This window comes from Sorangium sp. So ce448, assembly GCF_051520915.1.
Classification (GTDB): Bacteria; Myxococcota_A; Polyangia; order Polyangiales; family Polyangiaceae; genus Sorangium; species Sorangium cellulosum_B.
Window position 1 is genome coordinate 4,487,660 of record NZ_CP150343.1, and the last position, 17,136, is coordinate 4,504,795.

12 protein-coding genes are annotated in these 17,136 nt (G+C 73.3%); 4 read left to right on the forward strand and 8 right to left on the reverse strand.

The window, feature by feature from the left end; genetic code table 11:
• Window positions 1-318 precede the first annotated feature (318 nt).
• Both WMF45_RS17090 and WMF45_RS17095 read left to right on the forward strand, forming a co-directional pair.
• Window positions 319-1,662 (forward strand): zinc-ribbon domain-containing protein, encoded by a 1,344-nt coding sequence (locus WMF45_RS17090; RefSeq protein WP_437717942.1) that lies wholly within the window; start codon window positions 319-321, stop codon window positions 1,660-1,662.
• A 209-nt stretch (window positions 1,663-1,871) separates the two neighbouring features.
• Complete coding sequence (locus WMF45_RS17095; protein WP_437717943.1) at window positions 1,872-4,973, forward strand: hypothetical protein; 3,102 nt, start codon at window positions 1,872-1,874, stop codon at window positions 4,971-4,973.
• Between the two features lie 4 nt (window positions 4,974-4,977).
• On the opposite strand, the gene WMF45_RS17100 is transcribed toward WMF45_RS17095, so the two are convergent.
• Together WMF45_RS17100 and WMF45_RS17105 are read right to left on the reverse strand one after the other, a co-directional pair.
• Complete coding sequence (locus WMF45_RS17100) at window positions 4,978-6,552, reverse strand: hypothetical protein (protein WP_437717944.1); 1,575 nt, start codon at window positions 6,550-6,552, stop codon at window positions 4,978-4,980.
• A gap of 131 nt (window positions 6,553-6,683) precedes the next feature.
• Entirely contained in the window at window positions 6,684-7,367 is a 684-nt protein-coding gene (locus WMF45_RS17105) for a hypothetical protein (RefSeq protein WP_437717945.1), read from the reverse strand.
• 679 nt (window positions 7,368-8,046) lie between these two features.
• Between WMF45_RS17105 and grxD the strand changes: the two genes are divergently transcribed.
• Window positions 8,047-8,361 carry a Grx4 family monothiol glutaredoxin gene (gene grxD, locus WMF45_RS17110; protein WP_437552835.1) on the forward strand — a complete coding sequence of 105 codons (315 nt, stop codon included), beginning with the start codon at window positions 8,047-8,049 and terminating at the stop codon, window positions 8,359-8,361.
• Here the strand turns inward: grxD and WMF45_RS17115 are convergent.
• Together WMF45_RS17115 and WMF45_RS17120 are read right to left on the reverse strand one after the other, a co-directional pair.
• Window positions 8,358-9,116: a uracil-DNA glycosylase gene (locus tag WMF45_RS17115; RefSeq protein WP_437717946.1), complete on the reverse strand. Its 759-nt coding sequence runs from the start codon at window positions 9,114-9,116 to the stop codon at window positions 8,358-8,360. The two genes, grxD and WMF45_RS17115, sit on opposite strands and share 4 nt — an antisense overlap.
• Window positions 9,113-10,402 carry an esterase/lipase family protein gene (locus WMF45_RS17120; protein WP_437717947.1) on the reverse strand — a complete coding sequence of 430 codons (1,290 nt, stop codon included), beginning with the start codon at window positions 10,400-10,402 and terminating at the stop codon, window positions 9,113-9,115. Before WMF45_RS17120 ends, WMF45_RS17115 begins: the two co-directional genes overlap by 4 nt.
• A gap of 90 nt (window positions 10,403-10,492) precedes the next feature.
• Here WMF45_RS17120 and WMF45_RS17125 point away from each other — a divergent pair, with 90 nt between their 5' ends.
• Window positions 10,493-11,686, forward strand: coding sequence for a hypothetical protein (locus WMF45_RS17125; RefSeq protein WP_437717948.1), 1,194 nt, complete (start codon window positions 10,493-10,495; stop codon window positions 11,684-11,686).
• A 4-nt stretch (window positions 11,687-11,690) separates the two neighbouring features.
• On the opposite strand, the gene WMF45_RS17130 is transcribed toward WMF45_RS17125, so the two are convergent.
• From WMF45_RS17130 to WMF45_RS17145, 4 genes are all read right to left on the reverse strand, one after another.
• Window positions 11,691-12,293, reverse strand: a complete 603-nt coding sequence (locus WMF45_RS17130) for an adenine phosphoribosyltransferase (RefSeq protein ID WP_437717949.1) — start codon at window positions 12,291-12,293, stop codon at window positions 11,691-11,693.
• 41 nt (window positions 12,294-12,334) lie between these two features.
• Window positions 12,335-13,111: a 5'/3'-nucleotidase SurE gene (gene surE / locus WMF45_RS17135; protein ID WP_437717950.1), complete on the reverse strand. Its 777-nt coding sequence runs from the start codon at window positions 13,109-13,111 to the stop codon at window positions 12,335-12,337.
• Between the two features lie 24 nt (window positions 13,112-13,135).
• Window positions 13,136-14,749, reverse strand: coding sequence for an aldehyde dehydrogenase family protein (locus tag WMF45_RS17140; protein WP_437717951.1), 1,614 nt, complete (start codon window positions 14,747-14,749; stop codon window positions 13,136-13,138).
• A 100-nt stretch (window positions 14,750-14,849) separates the two neighbouring features.
• A complete protein-coding gene (locus tag WMF45_RS17145; protein WP_437717952.1) occupies window positions 14,850-17,072 on the reverse strand; it encodes a hypothetical protein in 2,223 nt (740 codons plus the stop codon).
• Window positions 17,073-17,136: the final 64 nt, after the last annotated feature.

Genomic DNA, 17,136 nt, shown 5'->3' on the forward strand with positions numbered 1-17,136 from the left:
CGCGTCGAGTGTGAGGCGCCTCCCCGCGCGGATCCCCGCGCGGATCCCCGCGCGGAGGGGCGCCTGAGCCGCGCCGCCAGCCGGCTGGTCGCACTCCGGAGCCCGACCTGCGCGCTGCTGCGCCGCACCCCGACAACGGTCTCGTCGGAGGTCCGTCCCTTTGTGCTTTACGAAGGGACGACGACCTCGGCTATCGTAAAGCGGAGCTGCGAGATCAGACGCGCGACTGGCACGTCAGAGAGCGAGCCACCGGCGCGGCATCAAGGTAAACTCTACGCGACGCCTCGCCGGCACTACACCCCAGCGGGCCAGCCCCCAATGAAGATCACCTGCCAGTCCTGTCAGTCGAAATACACCGTCTCGGACGAGAAGGTCCAAGGCAGAACCGTCAAGATCAAGTGCCGCAAATGCGGCGCGACGATCCTCGTGAACAGCTCGGGCGTGACGACCAACGGCGGGGTCGCCGATCCGGTCTCCGGCACGACCGTTCCGAATGACGGGACGACGTACCTGGTCAACGTGGCGGACGGCGATCAGCGCTCGATGGCGCTGGCCGAGATCGTCACGAGCTACCAGTCGGGGGTGATCAACGCCGAGACGTACGTCTGGGCAGACGGCATGGCCGACTGGCAGCCGCTCGGCCAGATCGACACGATCGTCGCGGCCCTGCATGCAGGCAGCGCTCCCGCCTCCGTCGCCGCGCAGGAGGCGGCGCCGGTGCCCTCGACGTCGGTGCCCAGCGGGGGAGCGGCCCTCGGGCAGACCTCCCCGGGCGTCGAGTCGGTCGCGGCGGCCGCTCCTCGAGCAGCGGCGGTGCGTCGCGATCCGGCGCGTCCGACGCAGGATCTCTTCGGCGCGAGCCCGGGCGTCGAGGCGCACCGGCCCAGCTCCGACGATGTGGCGACGAGCGCTCCGCTCTTCAAGAGCGGCGCCGCGCCTGGCCAGCGCGACGAGAACTCGATGCTGTTCTCGCTGAGCGCCCTCACGGCGAAGGCCGCCGCTCCGGCCCCGGCGCGGGCGGCCGTCACCGCCTCGGACGACTCCGGCCTCATCGACCTGAAGGCCCTTGCGTCGGGAGCCGGCGTCCGAGCGCCGTCGCCCGTCGCGAGCATCGTCGCCAACGATGGCGGCCTGTTCCAGCTCAGCGCGCCGATCGTGACCACGGCGCGAGCGCCGTCGGTCGCGCCGCCGAACGTCGGCGAGGCCCCTTCCAAGAACCGCGCCCCGCTGATCATCGCCGCGGGCATCGCGATCGCGGGCATCGCGATCGCAGGTGTCTTCTTCCTGATGAAGGGCGGGGGCAGCACGCCGGTCCCCACCGCGGTCGAGACCACGCCGCCCACGGCCGCCGCGCCGGCGACGACGGCGCCCCTCGACACGGCGCCGGCGCCCGCGCCCACCGCGTCGGCGACGGCGTCGGCGACCGCGACGGCAGAACCCGTCGCGAGCGCCGCGCCGAGCGCCGCGCCGACGGCAGCAGGGGCGCGTCCGAGCACGAGGCCCTCGACGCGACCGAGCACCGGTGGCAGCACCGGAGGCAAGCAGGCTCCTGCTGCGGCCGCCCCGGCGCCGGCCGCTCCGGCCCCCGCGAAGCGCGGCGGCTGCGGGTGCGCGGTCGGCGATCTGATGTGCGCGATGCAGTGCTCCGCCAAGGGCAAGTGAACGCGCGTCGGCCGTCGTTCGATCGGTGAGAGGAGCTCCTCGTCGCCGGAGCCGCGCGTGCAGCGGCTGCTCCGGCGCTGGGCGCGCGATGCGCGGCCGGCATGGGCCAGCCGCTGCAGACACGCACGACGCGAGCCGCGGCTGAACCTTGGCGTGGGCGCCCGCAAGGACGGTGCGGCGCCTGGACCGCCGCGCTAGCATCGTCCGTCATGAGTGAGCCCGACGGGCGGCTGCGCGCGCCGATTCCTCGGCGGATGCCGGGCGCGGCGCGGCGCTCCACGATGGCGCTGCTCCTCTGCGCGAGCGCGGCAGGGTGCGGTGGACAGGCGGGGATGGCGCCCTCCGGAGGACCGGCGTCGAGCGATCGCAGCGCTTCCGGGCAGGCGTCGCGCCCGGCTCCGGGCGGGCGATCGTCGCAGGGGGCGCTCGTGACCATGGTCACTCCATCGCGGCTGCTCCCGGATCTCGTCGGAGAGCGCGGCGTGGTGGCCAGCGAGGCGGGGGCCAAGCGGGTGCTCATCGATCGCATGCGCGTCGTCGCGCACGACGATGGATCGCTCGAGCGCGCCGCCGACCTGTTGCCGTCAGGTCAGGTCACCTCGCTCAAGCTGCCGACGCGCCTCGGCGGCGGGTACCTGTTCCACGCCTCGAACCGCGGCAGCGCGCAGCTCTGGCGGGCCCAGGCGTGGCTCGCCCCGCTCGAGCCGCTCGTCCAGCTGCCGTCGGAGGCGAACGAGATCCTCGCGGGGTTCGATCGCCTCTACGCTCGGCTCTCTCACAGCCACCGGCTCCTCGCGATCGACGCGCAGACGGGCGCGGCGATGCCGCTCGGCCCGCTCCCACCGACGAGCACGTACGGCCAGATCGCCTTCGCTGACGGATGGCGGGCCCTGGTCGAGGCCGATCTGCGCGGCCTGCTCGTCACGTTCGACGCCGGGGCCACCTGGCGTGAGGTCGAGATCGACGCGCGGCCGACGTCTGTCGCCGTCGTCGGCGGCGATCCCGCCGTCATGACCGCGAGCGGGCTCTACGCGGTCGATGCGCGCGGCGGCGTGACGTACCGCACGCTGGATGCTTCCGACGACGTGCAGGAGCCGCCGGCGCGCGCGCAGGGGCCTCTCGGGAGGCGCCCGCTCCGCGCCGCGGTCGAGGACGGGTGGCCCGACTCGAGCGCGACCGCGGTGGTGGCTCGCGGCGGCGCCCTGGCGCGCGTCTCGCTGCGCGACGGGGCGGTCATCGACGTCGCGCCCGACGCCTATCCTGAGCGAGAGGCGGCCTGCCATGCGATCCGCGCGGGGGCGTCGTTCGGGTTCGTGTGCGGCGAGCGCGAGGGGCCGACGACCCTGTACGCGTTCCAGCCGCCGCTCGGCATGCGTCGGCTGATGCGCTTCGACGAGCCCCGCTTCGTGGTCGCGAGCGGCAACGGCGCGCTGGTGATCCGCGGCTCCTGCAGCGAAGACAGCGCGGAGCGTGCCGGGCGTGCGTACTGCGTCGTCGCCGCCGACGGGCGCGCCCGCGAGATCCACGTCCGCGCGCCCACGCGAGACGTCGGCATCGAGCGCGTCGTCGCGCTGTCCGACGGCCGCATCGCCGTCCTCTCGCCGCCTCGCCTGGACGCGGCGGGGCAGCTCACGCTGCTCAAGGGGAGCGACGTCATGACCGTCCCGCTGATCCTCCCGCCCAAGCCGCGCAGCACCGCGCGCGATCTGCAGCGCGGTATGTGGATCGAAGGGTTCGAGGAGCGTGAGCCCGGCGTCATCGGCGGCTGGGTAGAGGCAGGCGGTCCGATCGTGGGCGTTCGGATCGACGCGAAGAGCGGGAAGGTGACCGCTGGGGCGCCGCGCCAGGACGGCACGGGCGCGCTCTTGTCTGGGCGGTTCGCGTTCTCCCTCGGAGAAGGCGAGCGCGCCGCCGAGTCGACGGACGGCGGCATGACCTGGCGCTCGCTCGATCTGCCGGAGCGGGACGACGACACCGCGGCGTCGAGGACGCGCGCGTGCGGCCCCGTCGGCTGCGTCTTCAGGGGCTGGATCCGGGTCGGCTGGGGCAAGACGGCGCTGCCGGACGATCTCGCCGAGGCGAAGCCGCCGCCGGTGCTCCAGACGCCGCTCCGCGCGGGGAGCCCGATCGCGATGCGCTGCGAGGCCCTCGGCTCCTCGACGCCACCGCTGCCGGACAAGCCTCCCGCCGCGCCTTCCGCGCGCGCCGAGGGGGCGCGCCCGGCCTCGTCGGTCACGCGCTCGGCGTCGACGGAGACACCGACGTCGCCGTGGGCTCCTTTCCGCAACACGCCGCCGCCCAAGCGCGGGGTCGACGAGATCGGCCTCGATAACGGGGCTCCGTACGACATCGTGACGATGCGCGCCTACGCATGGGGCAAGCGAGGCGCAGACTGGGCGCGCGCCGGGCGCTGGCTCCTCCGCTTCGACGATCGCTTCGACCCGGATGGCGGGGTGCGTTCCAGCGGCGTGAGCGCCTCGCCTTGGTCGGATGAGGCGTCGGCCGCCGAGGCGCTCGGGGTGGTGACTCAGGGGGCGGCGTCCTGGGGCGCGTACCTCGATCCTGGCGGACGGGCCGCGCTGACCCACGTGTGTCGGGGCGCCGGATGCAGCCTGTTCGCAGCCTCCGAAGGGATGCCGATCCTTCCGTTGCGCGACAGCGCAGGCCGCGCCGGCAATTTCCTCCGGCCGTTTCCGAACGGCGCCGTGCGGCTCGGCGAGACGTGGTTCTTCGTGACGCCCGGCGGCTCGTACGACGTCGTCGCGCTGTGGCGCGCCGACCTCGGGATCGCGCGACAGCTGGCGACCTACTATCGCCCTGGCCGCTCGGGCTACGGCGTGGATCCTCCGCGCCTGGTCCGGCGTGCGCTGGGCGGCGGCGTCGGCCTGCTCATCTCGGCGGCTCCCGACCCTGGCGTGCGCGCCGGCTCCTGGCACGTGCTCCCGATCGACGGCGAGACCGGCGCGCTCGGCGAGGCCGTGCCGCTCGGCCGCAAGGACCTCGCGGATACGCGGATCGAGCGCTGCGCTCCGGGTCAGGACGGCTGGCTCCTCGACACGAGCCTGGAGGGCTCGCCGAGCTTCGATCTCGGCGGAAGCGCGCCCTCCGTCGACGGCGCCGAGTTCCGGCTTCGCCTGGATCCAGGCAGCGCGTGCGTCGAGGCGATGGCGGTGAGGCTGCAGGGCGCCTTCTCGAAGGCACCCGAGAAGCAGAACGATGTTGGCGCCAGCGCGATCCCGCTCGCTGCGACCGAGCGCGCAACGGGCCGGAGGTGGCGGTTGCGCTGCGAGCCGAAGGACGCCGCAAGATGATCCGCTAGCGGGTGATGGCCTCCGGCGAAACGGCGTTCACCCGTCCCTCGACGCCGACCTCCTCGCCTCCTCCGTAGCGGATGGTCCCGAGCCAGTCGGCCGTCCATGCGATCGGCGCGGCGGAGCTGTTGAGCTGCGCAGGGCCTGAAGCGTTCACGACGATCTCGCCGATCATCCCGGCTGTCTCCGATGCCTCGGTTCCAGCACGCCACAGGAGCGTGAGCCCGCCAGCGCACAGCATCGCCATGCAGTCGCTCGTGCAGTCGGAGTAGCCGCCGAGCAGCTCGCCGAGCGCCTGGCACTCTGCGGCAGCGGCGAGCGCTGCGGGGACCGACTCCGCGGCCTCCTCCGCTGCGACCCCGAGCCCCGTCACTCCGCCGATGTACCGGGTTGGCGACCATGTCAGCGTCCCCGCGAGCCGGAGCACGTCGCCGGGATCCGCCGTCCACGACATGAAATGTGCCGGTGGCACGCCCGCGTTGTCAGAGGTCACGCTGCCGAGCCAGCTCGCCTCGAAGAGCGCGCGTCCCTGCATGTCTGCCACGCCGCTCAGCTGGCCGTCGAGCGCGAGCGGCGTCCTCGCGAGCCCGGCACGCGCCCATCCACGACACCTGTCGCGCAGGGGGATCGGGAGCGCGGCGAGGTGCGCCTCTGCTGCAGCGTCCCAGTCACGCTCGATCCGCTGCGCGGCAAACGCGCGCGCATGGTCCGGCGGCGCCGCGCGCTGCATGGCGTCGAGCAGGGACGCGGCTTCCACGCCGGCAGGCGAGAATGCGTCGAGCAGCTGCTCGGTCGCTGCTTCGAGCATCGCGGTCAGCCCCTCCGCCGTCACGAGGGTCAGCTTCGTGTCGAGGCGCGTCGCCGCCATATCGATCGGCAGGTCCTTGATCGGGACCCAGACGTCGCGCGCGGAGCCGGCCTGCAGCTCTCGTTCGCCCACGCAACCCCACATGATCCGACCGCTGTGCAGAGCGACGGTAAGGCTCGGCCCTACAGGCGCGCCCTTGACGACAACCGGTTCGTCCGGACCGCCGTGCGCCACGAGCGCGCCCACGGGGGCTTCGGGCGCAGCCGCTGCGATCTCCTCGCAGGTGGCCTCCGCGACGACGCTCGCCGTCCAGTCCTTCGCGACGCGCGTCCCCTCGTAGACCGGGATGACGCGGAGCGTGCCGAAGCCCTCCGCGCTCACCGAAACACCGAGCTCCGCGGACGGCCCGCCCTTCGTCGCGGCGCGGAGCCGAAACGTGCTTCCCAGGGTCGACGCGTGGAGCTGAACCGAGGCCCTCCCACTTTCGTCCGCGACGGCCGTCGTGCGGTCGACCCATGCACCTGCAGCTTCGCCGAGGAGGGTGAAGCTCACCTCGTAGGGCGCCGGCGGTTGTCCCGCGACCCAGACCGTGCGCAGCTCCCCTGGCACGAGCTGGAGCGTGCCTTCCTCCTCGAACGCCAGGACGGTGGGTTGAGCGGTCTCCCCGGGCATATCGGGGCCGCCCGTCGACTCATTGGCCATGCGAAAAGAGCAGGACGCCAGTCCGACGATGGCGATCCAGGGAGCCGAGTACTTCCAAGGCAAGCTCACTCTTGGAGTGTACCTTGCATCTCCCCCGGCGAACAGTGGAGGGGCAAACGTACGACGGAGGTCCCGAGGCGCGAGCGGTGGCGCCGCGCCTCGATACATGAGGCAGACGGCGCCAGCCCGCAGGGGCGCGACTACTTCACGTAGATCTGGGCGACGGCGAGGCCGCTGCCCTTGACGGTCATGATGGCCTTCGCGGGGCCGCCCACGGGGAGCGGATTCTTGAAGCAAGAGCCTTTGCCACCGAGCGTGGCGTTCGGTCCCGTTGTGTTGTCCTGGGAGAGCACCACGGGCGGCAGCATCGGCGCGGGCTGCGCGACGATCTGCAGGTTGAGCTCCTGGACGCCGAGGCCCACGCCGATCACCGAGTAACATTTGCCCGGCTGGATGTTGAACGGCTGCTCGAGCGTCTGGCCGTCCTGGAACTGCCCGGCGAACGCGCCGCCCTCCGGCTGCATGCCCTGGACCTCGGAGGCCGCCATCGCGGTGAGGATCGGGGTCGCTGCGCTGACCGCGGCCGGCGCGATCGGGGTCGCCTGGCCGGTGCTCGTGCCCGTTGCGGTCGGCGTCGTCGGCGCCGGGGTGGGGGTCGTGGTGGCCGGCGGCGGGTACTGGCCCGGCTGGGTGGGTTGGCCGTACTGGCCCGGCTGGGTGGGCTGACCGTACTGTCCGGGCGGGTATTGTCCGGGGGGGTACTGGTTTGACGCCCCGTACTGGTTCTGCATCTGCGACGGGTTGTTCGGCTCCGGGTCGCTGCCGCCGCAGGCGAGGGGCGCGAGGCCGAGCAGGGCCGCTGGGATGAGGACGTGCAAGCGCATACGAGGCTCCTTCAGGGTTGTGCGGGTGAGGCCGCGAGAATGGGACGCTCGCCGCACCCGCGGCGGCTCACCGCCGCTGGTCACGGTCGGTAAGACGGCCGAGGTGGGGGCGTGTTCTACAACGACTTGGCGGCGCGAGGCCAGACGCTGCGGTGCAGATGGCACGAGGCGCGTCCAGCGAGCGGAAAGCGGCGTCGCCGCGGCCCGGGTACCCAGGTCCTGGAGCACGTTGTCGACCAGCGTTCGACGTTTCGGTGTTCGCGGGCGGCCGCGCGCGGTGTCGATCGCCCGCCGTGTCCCCGCACGGCCGCGGCCGTCGAGCCCCCGATGGATGCGCTGAGCCTGGCCGGCGCTGCCTACCGCCTCAGCCCCCGCGAAGACGCACCAAGCCGTCGGCGCACCCGCCCGAGGAACCACTGGCTACACTGGTCCCTGCAGCCTTCCATGGGACCCCTGCGGCGCTCCAGCCCAGTTGACGCGGGCGGAGGGCGACACCAGAAACCCCGTTCTCAACCGCGCGCGGGGCGGGGCGGTCACGTGGTTCGCTTGGCGAGCCCAGCGCGGTCCCCTCGCGAGCCCCGCCGGCACGCCACGGCGTGCCGCCCGGCAGTCACGCGCCGCTTCTGTGTAGATTGAACAATGGGCGATCCCGCTCGCGGCGGGAGATCAGGAACGAGCCATGAGCGACATCCACCAGGCGATCAAGGATACCGTCGAGAGCAACCGCGTCGTCCTCTTCATGAAGGGCACCAAGACCTTCCCGCAATGCGGGTTCTCGGCGCGGGCCGTCGACATCCTGAAAAAGTGCGGCGTGGACTTCAAGGACGTCAACGTGCTGTCCGATCCCTCGCTGCGCCAAGGGATCAAGGACTTCTCGCAGTGGCCGACGATCCCGCAGGTCTACGTGGACGGGAAGTTCATCGGCGGCTCCGACATCCTGACGGAGATGTTCCAGTCGGGCGATCTGCAGAAGCTCCTGTCGAAGCAGGACTAACGTCCCGATCGCTGGGGGGCGCGAAGCCCCGCCGCGCTGACGGCGCGGCGCAGGACCTCGTCGAACATGTCGCCGGTGAGGCGCCCCGTCTGGGTGTTCTGCTGGCTGACGTGGTAGCTGCCGAAGAGCAGCGCCGCCCCGCCGCCGCGCGGATCGGGGATCGCCGCCTCCACGCCGTGCGCGAACGGTGGGAGGCGTGGGTGAGCTTCCGCGCGATCCCCCGCGGACGCGCCGCGCGAGCGGGAGAGCGCGGCGACGGCGTCATAGCCGATCTTGCCGAGCGCGAGGTAGACGCGCGCCCGATGCAGCGCTGCGAGCTCTCGGTCGATCCACCCGCGGCACGCCGCGAGCTCGGCGATCGTGGGCTTGTTGTCCGGGGGAGCGCAGCGGCAGGGGGCGGTGATGAACACGCCCCGGAGCGAGAGCCCGTCGTCGCGCGAGGTGCTCGTCGGCTGCGAGGCGAGCCCCGCTCGATAGAGCGCCGCGTAGAGGAAGTCACCCGACCGATCGCCCGTGAACATGCGGCCGGTGCGGTTCCCGCCGTGCGCCGCCGGAGCGAGCCCGACGATCACGAGCGGCGCGTCCGGATCGCCGAAGCCCGGCACAGGGCGGCCCCAGTAGGTCTGGCCCCGGTAAGCGCGCCGCTTCTCTCGCGCGACTTGCTCGCGCCACGCCACGAGCCGCGGGCAGCGCCGGCACTCGACGAGCTCCGCCGTGATCAGATCGAGCGCGCGCGCCGCGCCGCCGCGGCTCACGCGGCGGGCTCGCCGCCCGAGCTCGTCGAGGCGCTGCTCTGCCCCACCTCCACGCCGCGCTCCGAGGCGCGCGCCTCCGCGAGCGGGCGCGGCGGCGCCGCCGCGTGCTCTGTCAGGCCGCCCTGCTCGCCGGCCACCATCCCGGTCACGATGCGGTCGAGCACCGCGTCGAAGCGCAGGCGATTGAAGCGGGCTCCGCTCGCCAGCCAGTCGATGTGCCCGCCCTTGCCCGGAAAATGGCCGACGATGTCCAGGTGGTCGGCCTTGCCGGCCCAGATGAGCTCCCCCCAGACCTGCGAGGCCAGCGGGACCACGCCGTCGTTGGCGTCCGGCGGCGGCAGCTCCCCGAGCACGCGCGCGAGCTTCTGCTCGATCGAGCCGTCGTGGGAGCGGCAAGGGTAGTGCTCGTTCAGGCGGGCGGTGATGTTCGACAGCGCGGTGAAGATGGCAGCCGACATCGCTCCCCACGGCGACCGGAGCGCCGATACCCAGTCGCGGACGGCGTTGCGTGGCGCGTAGGTCGCGACGCTCTGGTACCGCAAGCCCGCGCGGTCCTCGAGGCCGGCGTGGAGCAGATCCATCGCCTCGGGCATGAGCTGGACGATGGCGCCCTGGTCGTCGCGCAAGAGCTTCAGCCAGGCGCGCAGCTCGCGGCTCGATGCGTCGTCGAGCACGCGGATGAAGCTCTCGATCGCGCGATCGATGAGCTCGATCTCGAAGAAGCCGAGCTGCGCCCGGCCGAACGCGGCGACCAGCGCCGACGCGGCGGCGAGCGGCGGCGCGCCGAGCTTGAGGCCGGCCACCGTCAGCGCGGTGACGGCGTAGAGCAGGCGCTGGCCGCTCACCGTGGCGAAGAAGGCGGCGAGCGGGGTGCCGAAATGGGGCGTGTTGATGGTGGTGACGGACCGCAGCCGGCTCGTCCAGCCGAGCCGGCGGTGAGCGTTCCCGGGGAGCCGCGCCGTCGGCGAAGCGACGAGGCGAGCGTCCAGGCCTCCGGTCGAGTGGCCTACGATGTGGATGGGGCCGTCGTCGTCCCCGGCGCTCTCGTCCACGAGGCGGGCGAGCTTCGCCGCCCGGCGGAGGATGGAGGCGGTCGGGTGGACCTCGCAGACGTGGATCTCGACGATCCGGCCGCGATCGCGGAACCGCTCCTCGATCGCGCGGATGAAGTGCTCGAAGTACTCGAGGGAGGCGAGGGTCGCGAAGCCGAACATGCCCGGCGACAGGTAGACGCGCGTCTTCTGCACGCGCGGGAATGTGCCATGTCCGCCGGCCGTCCGCGGCATTTCCGTCTCCGCCCGCGCCTGCGACCGTGACGGCCGGGCGGCGTGAAGAAGCGGCGGCATGCCGGCGGCAGATCCGGCTACCCTGCGAGGGTGGACGATCCCAGCGCGCGGGAGATCGAGGCGGCTGTACAGGAGGCCCTGGGCCTGTTTGGAACATCGGGCTCGGTGAGCGTGCAGGGACGCCAGATCGCGCTGCGTGGGCGCGGTGCGCCCGTGGCCATCGATCTGGAGCAGCTGGTCGAGCAGTGGCCGCTTCTGCCACAGGAGCTGCGCACGCGTAAGGCGTCCGACATCGCGCGGCGGCTCGCTCTGGCGCACCGCGCGGTGAGCTCGCTCGCGCCGCCTGCGCCGGCCGCCCGGGTCCGGCCAGCGCGGCACCTCGTGATCCCCGTCGGCGCGATCGCGCTCGTGATCGTCGTCGCGCTCTTCGCGTCGCGCATGCTCCGATCGCGGGAGGCCCCGGCCGCCTCGCCCACAGAGCCGGAGACGACCGCCGGCGAGGATGCGGCGCGGAACGCGCGCACCTGCGAGGCCGCGCGCAAGCGGATCTACGCCGGCGCTTCCATGGGGCCGTTCGAGCTCGCGGGCTGGGTCGCCGAGCTCTGGCTGGCGATGCCGCGCGGCGCCGGCGCCGGGGAACCAGCAGCCCTGACCGCCGAGTCCGTGGGGCTCGGCGTGCTCATCGCGCAGGGCAAGCTGACGGTGGGCGCCGATGCCGAGCTCGCCGCGATCACCGACGGGGCTGTTGAGATCGTCCCCGGGTTCGATGCGGAGGAGGCAAGGCGCTCTCCGTCGTGGCGCGCGATCACCGCGCGCTTCTCTGGCGGATACGCGCGGGCATACTTCGATCCCGCGCACCGGGCGCGCTTCGTCGCGCTCGGCGATCGCATGGCCGACGCGTCCGCCGCGGCGCTGGGCGCCCTGTACGCGCGCTGCGCGCACCTGCCCTACCACGACGCCGGCGCCTGGTTCCGCGGCTCGGATCCGGCCGCAGCGGCGACGGCGCTCGTCTATTCGTCCGGCCTCTTCGCCGAGATGTCGGCGGTCGATCGTGGGGCGCTCGCCGCGCTGCCGGGGGTGGGGCCGATCGACGCCTTGCGCGGCGCAGGCGCCTCGCTCGATGCCGCGAGCCTGGGCAAGCTGGTGGGGGCGCACGGCGGGGGCATCACCAAGGGCGGGACAGGCGCGATCGTCATCACGTTCCCCGTCGGCGGGCCGACCCGGGCGACGACCGCGAGCCGCACCGTCGCGCGCAAGCTGCAGGTCGGCGTGGGCCAGGAGTGAACGCTCACTCGCCCGCGGCGAAGTGCACGATCGAGAAGACCGGCGCCGCGTCGCCGGCGCGCTCCGCGAGGAGCGCACGACCGCCGAGGAAATCGAGCTCGACGACGAAGGCGAAGCCGGCGACCTCGCCGCCCTGCGTGCGCGCGAGCTCGGCCGCGGCCGCGGCCGTGCCGCCGGTCGCGAGCAGGTCGTCCACGATGAGGACCCGGGCCCCCGGCCTGATCGAGCCCTTGTGCATCTCGAGCTCTGCCTCGCCGTATTCGAGCGCGTACGCCACCCGATCGGTCGCGGCCGGGAGCTTGCCTGGCTTGCGCACGGGCACGAAGCTGGCGTTGAGCCGGGCCGACAGCGCGCCGCCGAAGATGAAGCCCCGGGACTCGACGCCGACCACGACGTCGACATGCTCTCCGACGAAGCGCTGGGCCAGGAGATCCAGCGTGATGTGGAGCGCCCGCGGATCCGCGAGGAGGGGCGTGATGTCCTTGAAGAGGATCCCGGGCTTCGGAAAATCCGCGACGTTCCGGAGGTGCGCCTTGAGATAACGGAGCGCGTGCTCGGAGGGCAGGGCGTCGTGATTGAACATGACGCCGAGCGTAGGCGACCGCATTCGAGCCGGAAAGCGCTCCACGCGTCGCGGCGCGAGCTACGTCATGTGATGTGGCCGTCGTTGAGCTCCGCGGCGAGGAGGCCTGCGATGCCCTCATGCTGCGCGGCGAAGAGGTCGAGGGTCAGCGGCGTGACGCTGACGGCCCCTGCGTCGTAGGCCTCGGTGTCCGAGCCGGGGACGAGGTCGTGGCGTACGCCCGCGCCGCCGATCCAGAGGTACTCGTGCCCGCGCGGATCCCGGCGAAAGATCACCTCTTCGGTGTACAGGCGCGCGCCCATGCGCGTGGCCCGCACGGGCCAGCTGGCGCCCGCAGGGATGTTGACGTTGAGCAGCGGCGCTGGACGGCGGCCCTCCTGCCCGGCGGCGCGGTGGAGGGCGAGGGCGAGCTTGACGCCGAGCGCCGCTGCGGCCGGGAGCGACGCGCCTGCATCGGCGGAGAGCGCGAGCGAGGGGACTCCGCGGAGCGCTCCTTCGCGCGCGGCGGCCACGGTGCCCGAGTAGAAGATGTCGGCGCCCAGGTTGAGCCCGTGGTTCATGCCCGACACGACCAGATCGGGGCGCCGCGGCAGCACGCGCGTGCCGGCGTGAAGGGCGACGTAGATGCAGTCGGCGGGCGTCCCGTCGACCGCGAACACGCCGGGCGCAGCCTCCAGCAGCCGGAGGACGCGGTGCAGGCTCAGGGAGTGGCTCGTCGCGCTCTGGTTGACCGCGGGGGCGCACACCACCACGTCGGCGTGCCGGGCGAGCTCGTCCCGCACCGCGGTCAGACCCGGGGCTGAGTAGCCGTCATCGTTGGAGAGGAGGATCAGAGGGCGCATGCGTTCGCTCGATAGGTCTCAGGATCAGCGACCGAGCATGCGCCTCGCGAGCGCGGCGACGAGCTCGACGAGGGCGCTGACGCGGCCGAACCATCCGGCTCCACCTCGCGCCCGCGCCATCGCGAAGGCGACCGTCCGGAGCGCGGGCGTATAAGGGTACCACCACAGCTCGCTCTTCGCCCTGCTGCGGTCCTCGAGCAAGAAGCGCGGCCGCGTGAGCTCCGCGAGCGCGTGCGGGCTGCTCGTGACGCCGTAGCCGCTGTCTCCCGCCCCCGTCCACGGCGCGGCCGGGAGCGCGCCCGTGAAGCCGTGGTTGTTGATCGTCACCACGCCGGAGCGCAGCCGTCGCGCGAGCGCGTGGGCCCGCTCGTAGCCGCGGGTCCAGAGGCTGGTCGTGAGCGCGAAGCGGGACGCGTTGGTGCGCGCGATCGCCTCCTCGGCGTCCTTCACCACCAGGATGGGAAGAACGGGGCCGAAGGTCTCCTCCCGGAGCAGCGGCGTGTCCTCGCGCTCCACCTTGAGGACCGTCGGTGGGAAGGCGAGCGAGCCCTCTTCCGGCGTGCCGCCGGCGAGGATCTCTGCCCCGCCCTCGACGGCCGCCTCGAGCTGATGCCGCACGAGCTCCGCCTGCCGCGCCGTCGTCATCACGCCGACGTCGATGCCTGCCCGGAGCTGCCCCGCGAGCGCGACGACGCGCGCGATGAAGCGGTCCGCGATCGCCTGCTCGACGTAGACGCGCTCGATGGAGGCGCAGTTCTGTCCGGCGTTCGTGAAGGCGCCCCAGAGGACGCCGCGCGCGGCGCGCTCCAGATCGCAGTCGCCGAGGACGATGGCGCTGTCCTTCCCGCCGAGCTCCAGGGATGTCGGGATGAGGCGCTCGGCGCACGCGACGGCGATCGTCTTGCCGGTGGCGACGCTGCCCGTGAAGACGACGAGATCGACGCCGGCCCCGACGAGCGCGGCGCCGACGTCGCCGCCGCCCTGCGCCACGGCGAGGACGCCGTCCGGGAGCAGCCCGTCGAACAGCGACGCGACGAGCGCGCCGGAGCGCGGCGTGACCTCGCTCGGCTTGAAGACGACGGCGTTGCCCGCGAGCAGCGCCGGCACGATCGTGCGCAGCGGGATCGCGACAGGGTAGTTCCAGGGCGTGATGAGCGCGACGACGCCGCGCGGATCCCTCTGGATGCGCCCGACCTTGCCGGGGTAGGCGAGCGGATCGAGCGCGACGGGGGGGTCGTCGAGGAGCTCCTCGATGGACCGGCTCCAGTAGTCGATGAGATCCGCGTTCGGGAGCACTTCAGCGAGCGCGGCCTCCTCGATCGGCTTGCCGCACTCGCGGTGCACGAGCGTCGCGATCTCCTCGGCCCGCGCGAGCAGGCGCTTCTTGACGCGCGCGATGAGCTCGGCGCGCTCCCTGATCGGGACCTCAGCCCAGGCGATCTGCGCCGCCCGCGCTCTGGCGACGATCGTCGCGAGGTCGCTGAGCTCTGTCTCCGCCACGCCGTCGAGGGGCGCTCCCCCTGCCGGGCTGCGCAGCGGGAAGGGACCGGAGCTCGCCACCCTGACGGACGCCGACGACGCCGCGTCGCCAGCTGTGGCGCCGGCCTCGTGGGGAAGGGGAGTCGTCTCGGAATCCATCGGGCGCGGAGCCTAGCACCGCGCTCCTGCCCCTCTGCATGGGGCATGTGGCGACCCCGAGGGAGCAGGCCCCGACCGGACCGGCCGGGGGCGCGGGTTTTTACGGAGCGGGATCAGGTGCAGGCGCGGTCTCTTCAGCGGGCGCGGGCGCAGCGCCCTCACCGTCCGGGGTGGCGGTGCCGGCGGGGCTGCCTTTCCGCTTCGTGGGCCGGTCGGGCGTCGGGCTCGCCGCGGCGGGCGTGATCGACACGACCGTTTGCTTGCGGCAACCGACGATGACCGCCTGGCCGGCGGAGAGCCACGCGGGGGTCGACGTCTTCTCCGTCGTCAGCTTGCCGAGCCGCACGTAACGCGTCCCGCAAGGCACGTCGAGCGTCTCTCCGGTGCTTCCGGCGAGCGAGCCGTTCACATACACCGACGCGCGCTCTGGCGAATTGACCGTCAGGTGGCCCCGGCTCGGTGGCAGATCCTCGGCCTTGCCTGCGGCCGGCGCAGCGCTCGCCTCGGGCGCAGCGCTCGCCTCGGGCGCAGCGCTCGCTTCGGGCGCAGCGCTCGCTGCCGGCGTCGCGGTCTCGGCCGCGGACGGTGCAGCGGGCGCCGTCTCGGTGGGCGCGGCGGTCGGCGTCGGCGCGGTGGCAGGCGGCTGCGCGGTCGCGCTCTGCGTCGCTCCCGGAGACGTGTCGGGGGCGACGTCGGGGAGGGGCGCGGGCTCGGGGTCAGACACGCTGAGCCGGTACGCGACCGCTGCGCCGCCCACGAGGAGCGCCACGGCGGCGATCACGATGCCCACGCGGGAGCGCGGGCGCGGCGGCGGTCGCACGGTGATGCCGGCGTCCACGGCGGGCCGCGTCGTGACGTGGTCGGAAGGCTTCACGTCCTTGTCGGCCGGGAGGGGCGGGTCCTTGGTGATGACCTTCGGGAGAAGGTCGCGGTCGGCCGCCTTCGGCCTGGACCTGCGATCCGCTTCGTCGCTGGCGTCTCTGGACAGCGTTCCAGGCGACGAAGCGCCGGTCTCTTCCGCGACCGAGCGCGCGACGGCCTGGGCTTCGGACCGCGCGGAACGGACCGCCGTCTCCTCGTCTTCGAGGCCCTCGGGGCGAGAACGAATGACGGTGGGCTCGTCCTCGAGCATGCCGCGGATCACGGTCGGCTCGTCGTCGACCATCTCGCGGCTGAACTCTCGCTCGGTGGCAGGCTCCCCCATCGCGCGCCGCGTGGCGGCGGCGATCGGATCCGGCGCCTTGGGGGTGACCGGCTCACCAGAAGAGGACGGCCCACGGGCGGTGACCGCCTCGAGCGTGGAGGCGTCGTCCGCGGCGGCCGTGGCGTGTACCTCCGCGCGGTCGGGCAGGGATCTGCGCTCCGCGCGCGCCTCGGCATCCGGCGCCGCCCTGCGCTCGGCCGGGAGCTTCAGCGCTGCAGCGGGCTTCTTGCCGGGTTCCGGCTCGTCGGGGAGGAGCCCTGCGAACGAGAGCTCGCTGTCGCTCTCCGCCACCTTCGGCCGCGCAGCGACGTCCTCGTGGGGGAAGAACGGCTTCGTCTCTGCGCGCGGGCTGGAGCCCCGGGCCGGGGGCACCGCCGGGCCTGCAGCGGGCGCGTCCTTGCCCAGGGCAGCTGACCTGGCCGCAGGCGCGGTGACCTTGGCCGCGGTCCTGGCTGCCTCTCTCGGCTTCAGCTCGGCCGCCTCCGCGGGAGGACGGAAGGTCTCCTGAGCACCGGCGGGGGGGCCGGCGTCAGCCCGGGGGGGATCGATGGAGGCGGCGGGCCTGGCGGCCGGCTTCCCGGGGGAGCTCGGAGGCGGCGCAGGGTTGCGCGCCGGCGTCGCCGCGGCCGGCTTGACGGCTGCGGCCTTGACCCCGCTCGCTGCGGGCGTGGCCGCCGCGGGCGTCTTCACCGGCGGCTGCTGCGGCGTCTTCGCCGGAGATTGCTGCGGTGCCTTCGCGGCCGCTGCGGGCTGCCTCGCGGCGCTGGCCGCCGCGGTCTGCGATGCCTGCGCGGCCGCCGGGCTGAAGGCGTCGATGCCACCGACGTCGTCCAGGACGGGCTCGAGGGAGCGCGGCGCAGACGGTCCGCTCGCTGCGACCGCGCTGGCCGCCGCTGCCGGCCGTGCTTCGTTCGCCGGCGACGTTTCCGTCGAGCTGAACCTGGGGTCGGGCGAGGCCGCGCCCGCCGTGTCGTTGGCGATGGCGCCGGGCGCCTCGCCGCGATGCGGGACGAGCTCGGCGGAGGCCGCGAGCTGCGCCCGGGTGCGAGGCGCAGCGGCGTTCCGCTGCACCCGGTGGAGGAGCGCTTCGAGGGTGGCGACTTTTTCGGCGACGTTCACGCCGCGCCAGCATATCGCGGCTCGGCGCTCGTTACATCATTCGCGGTGAAGGGGCGCGACCGGG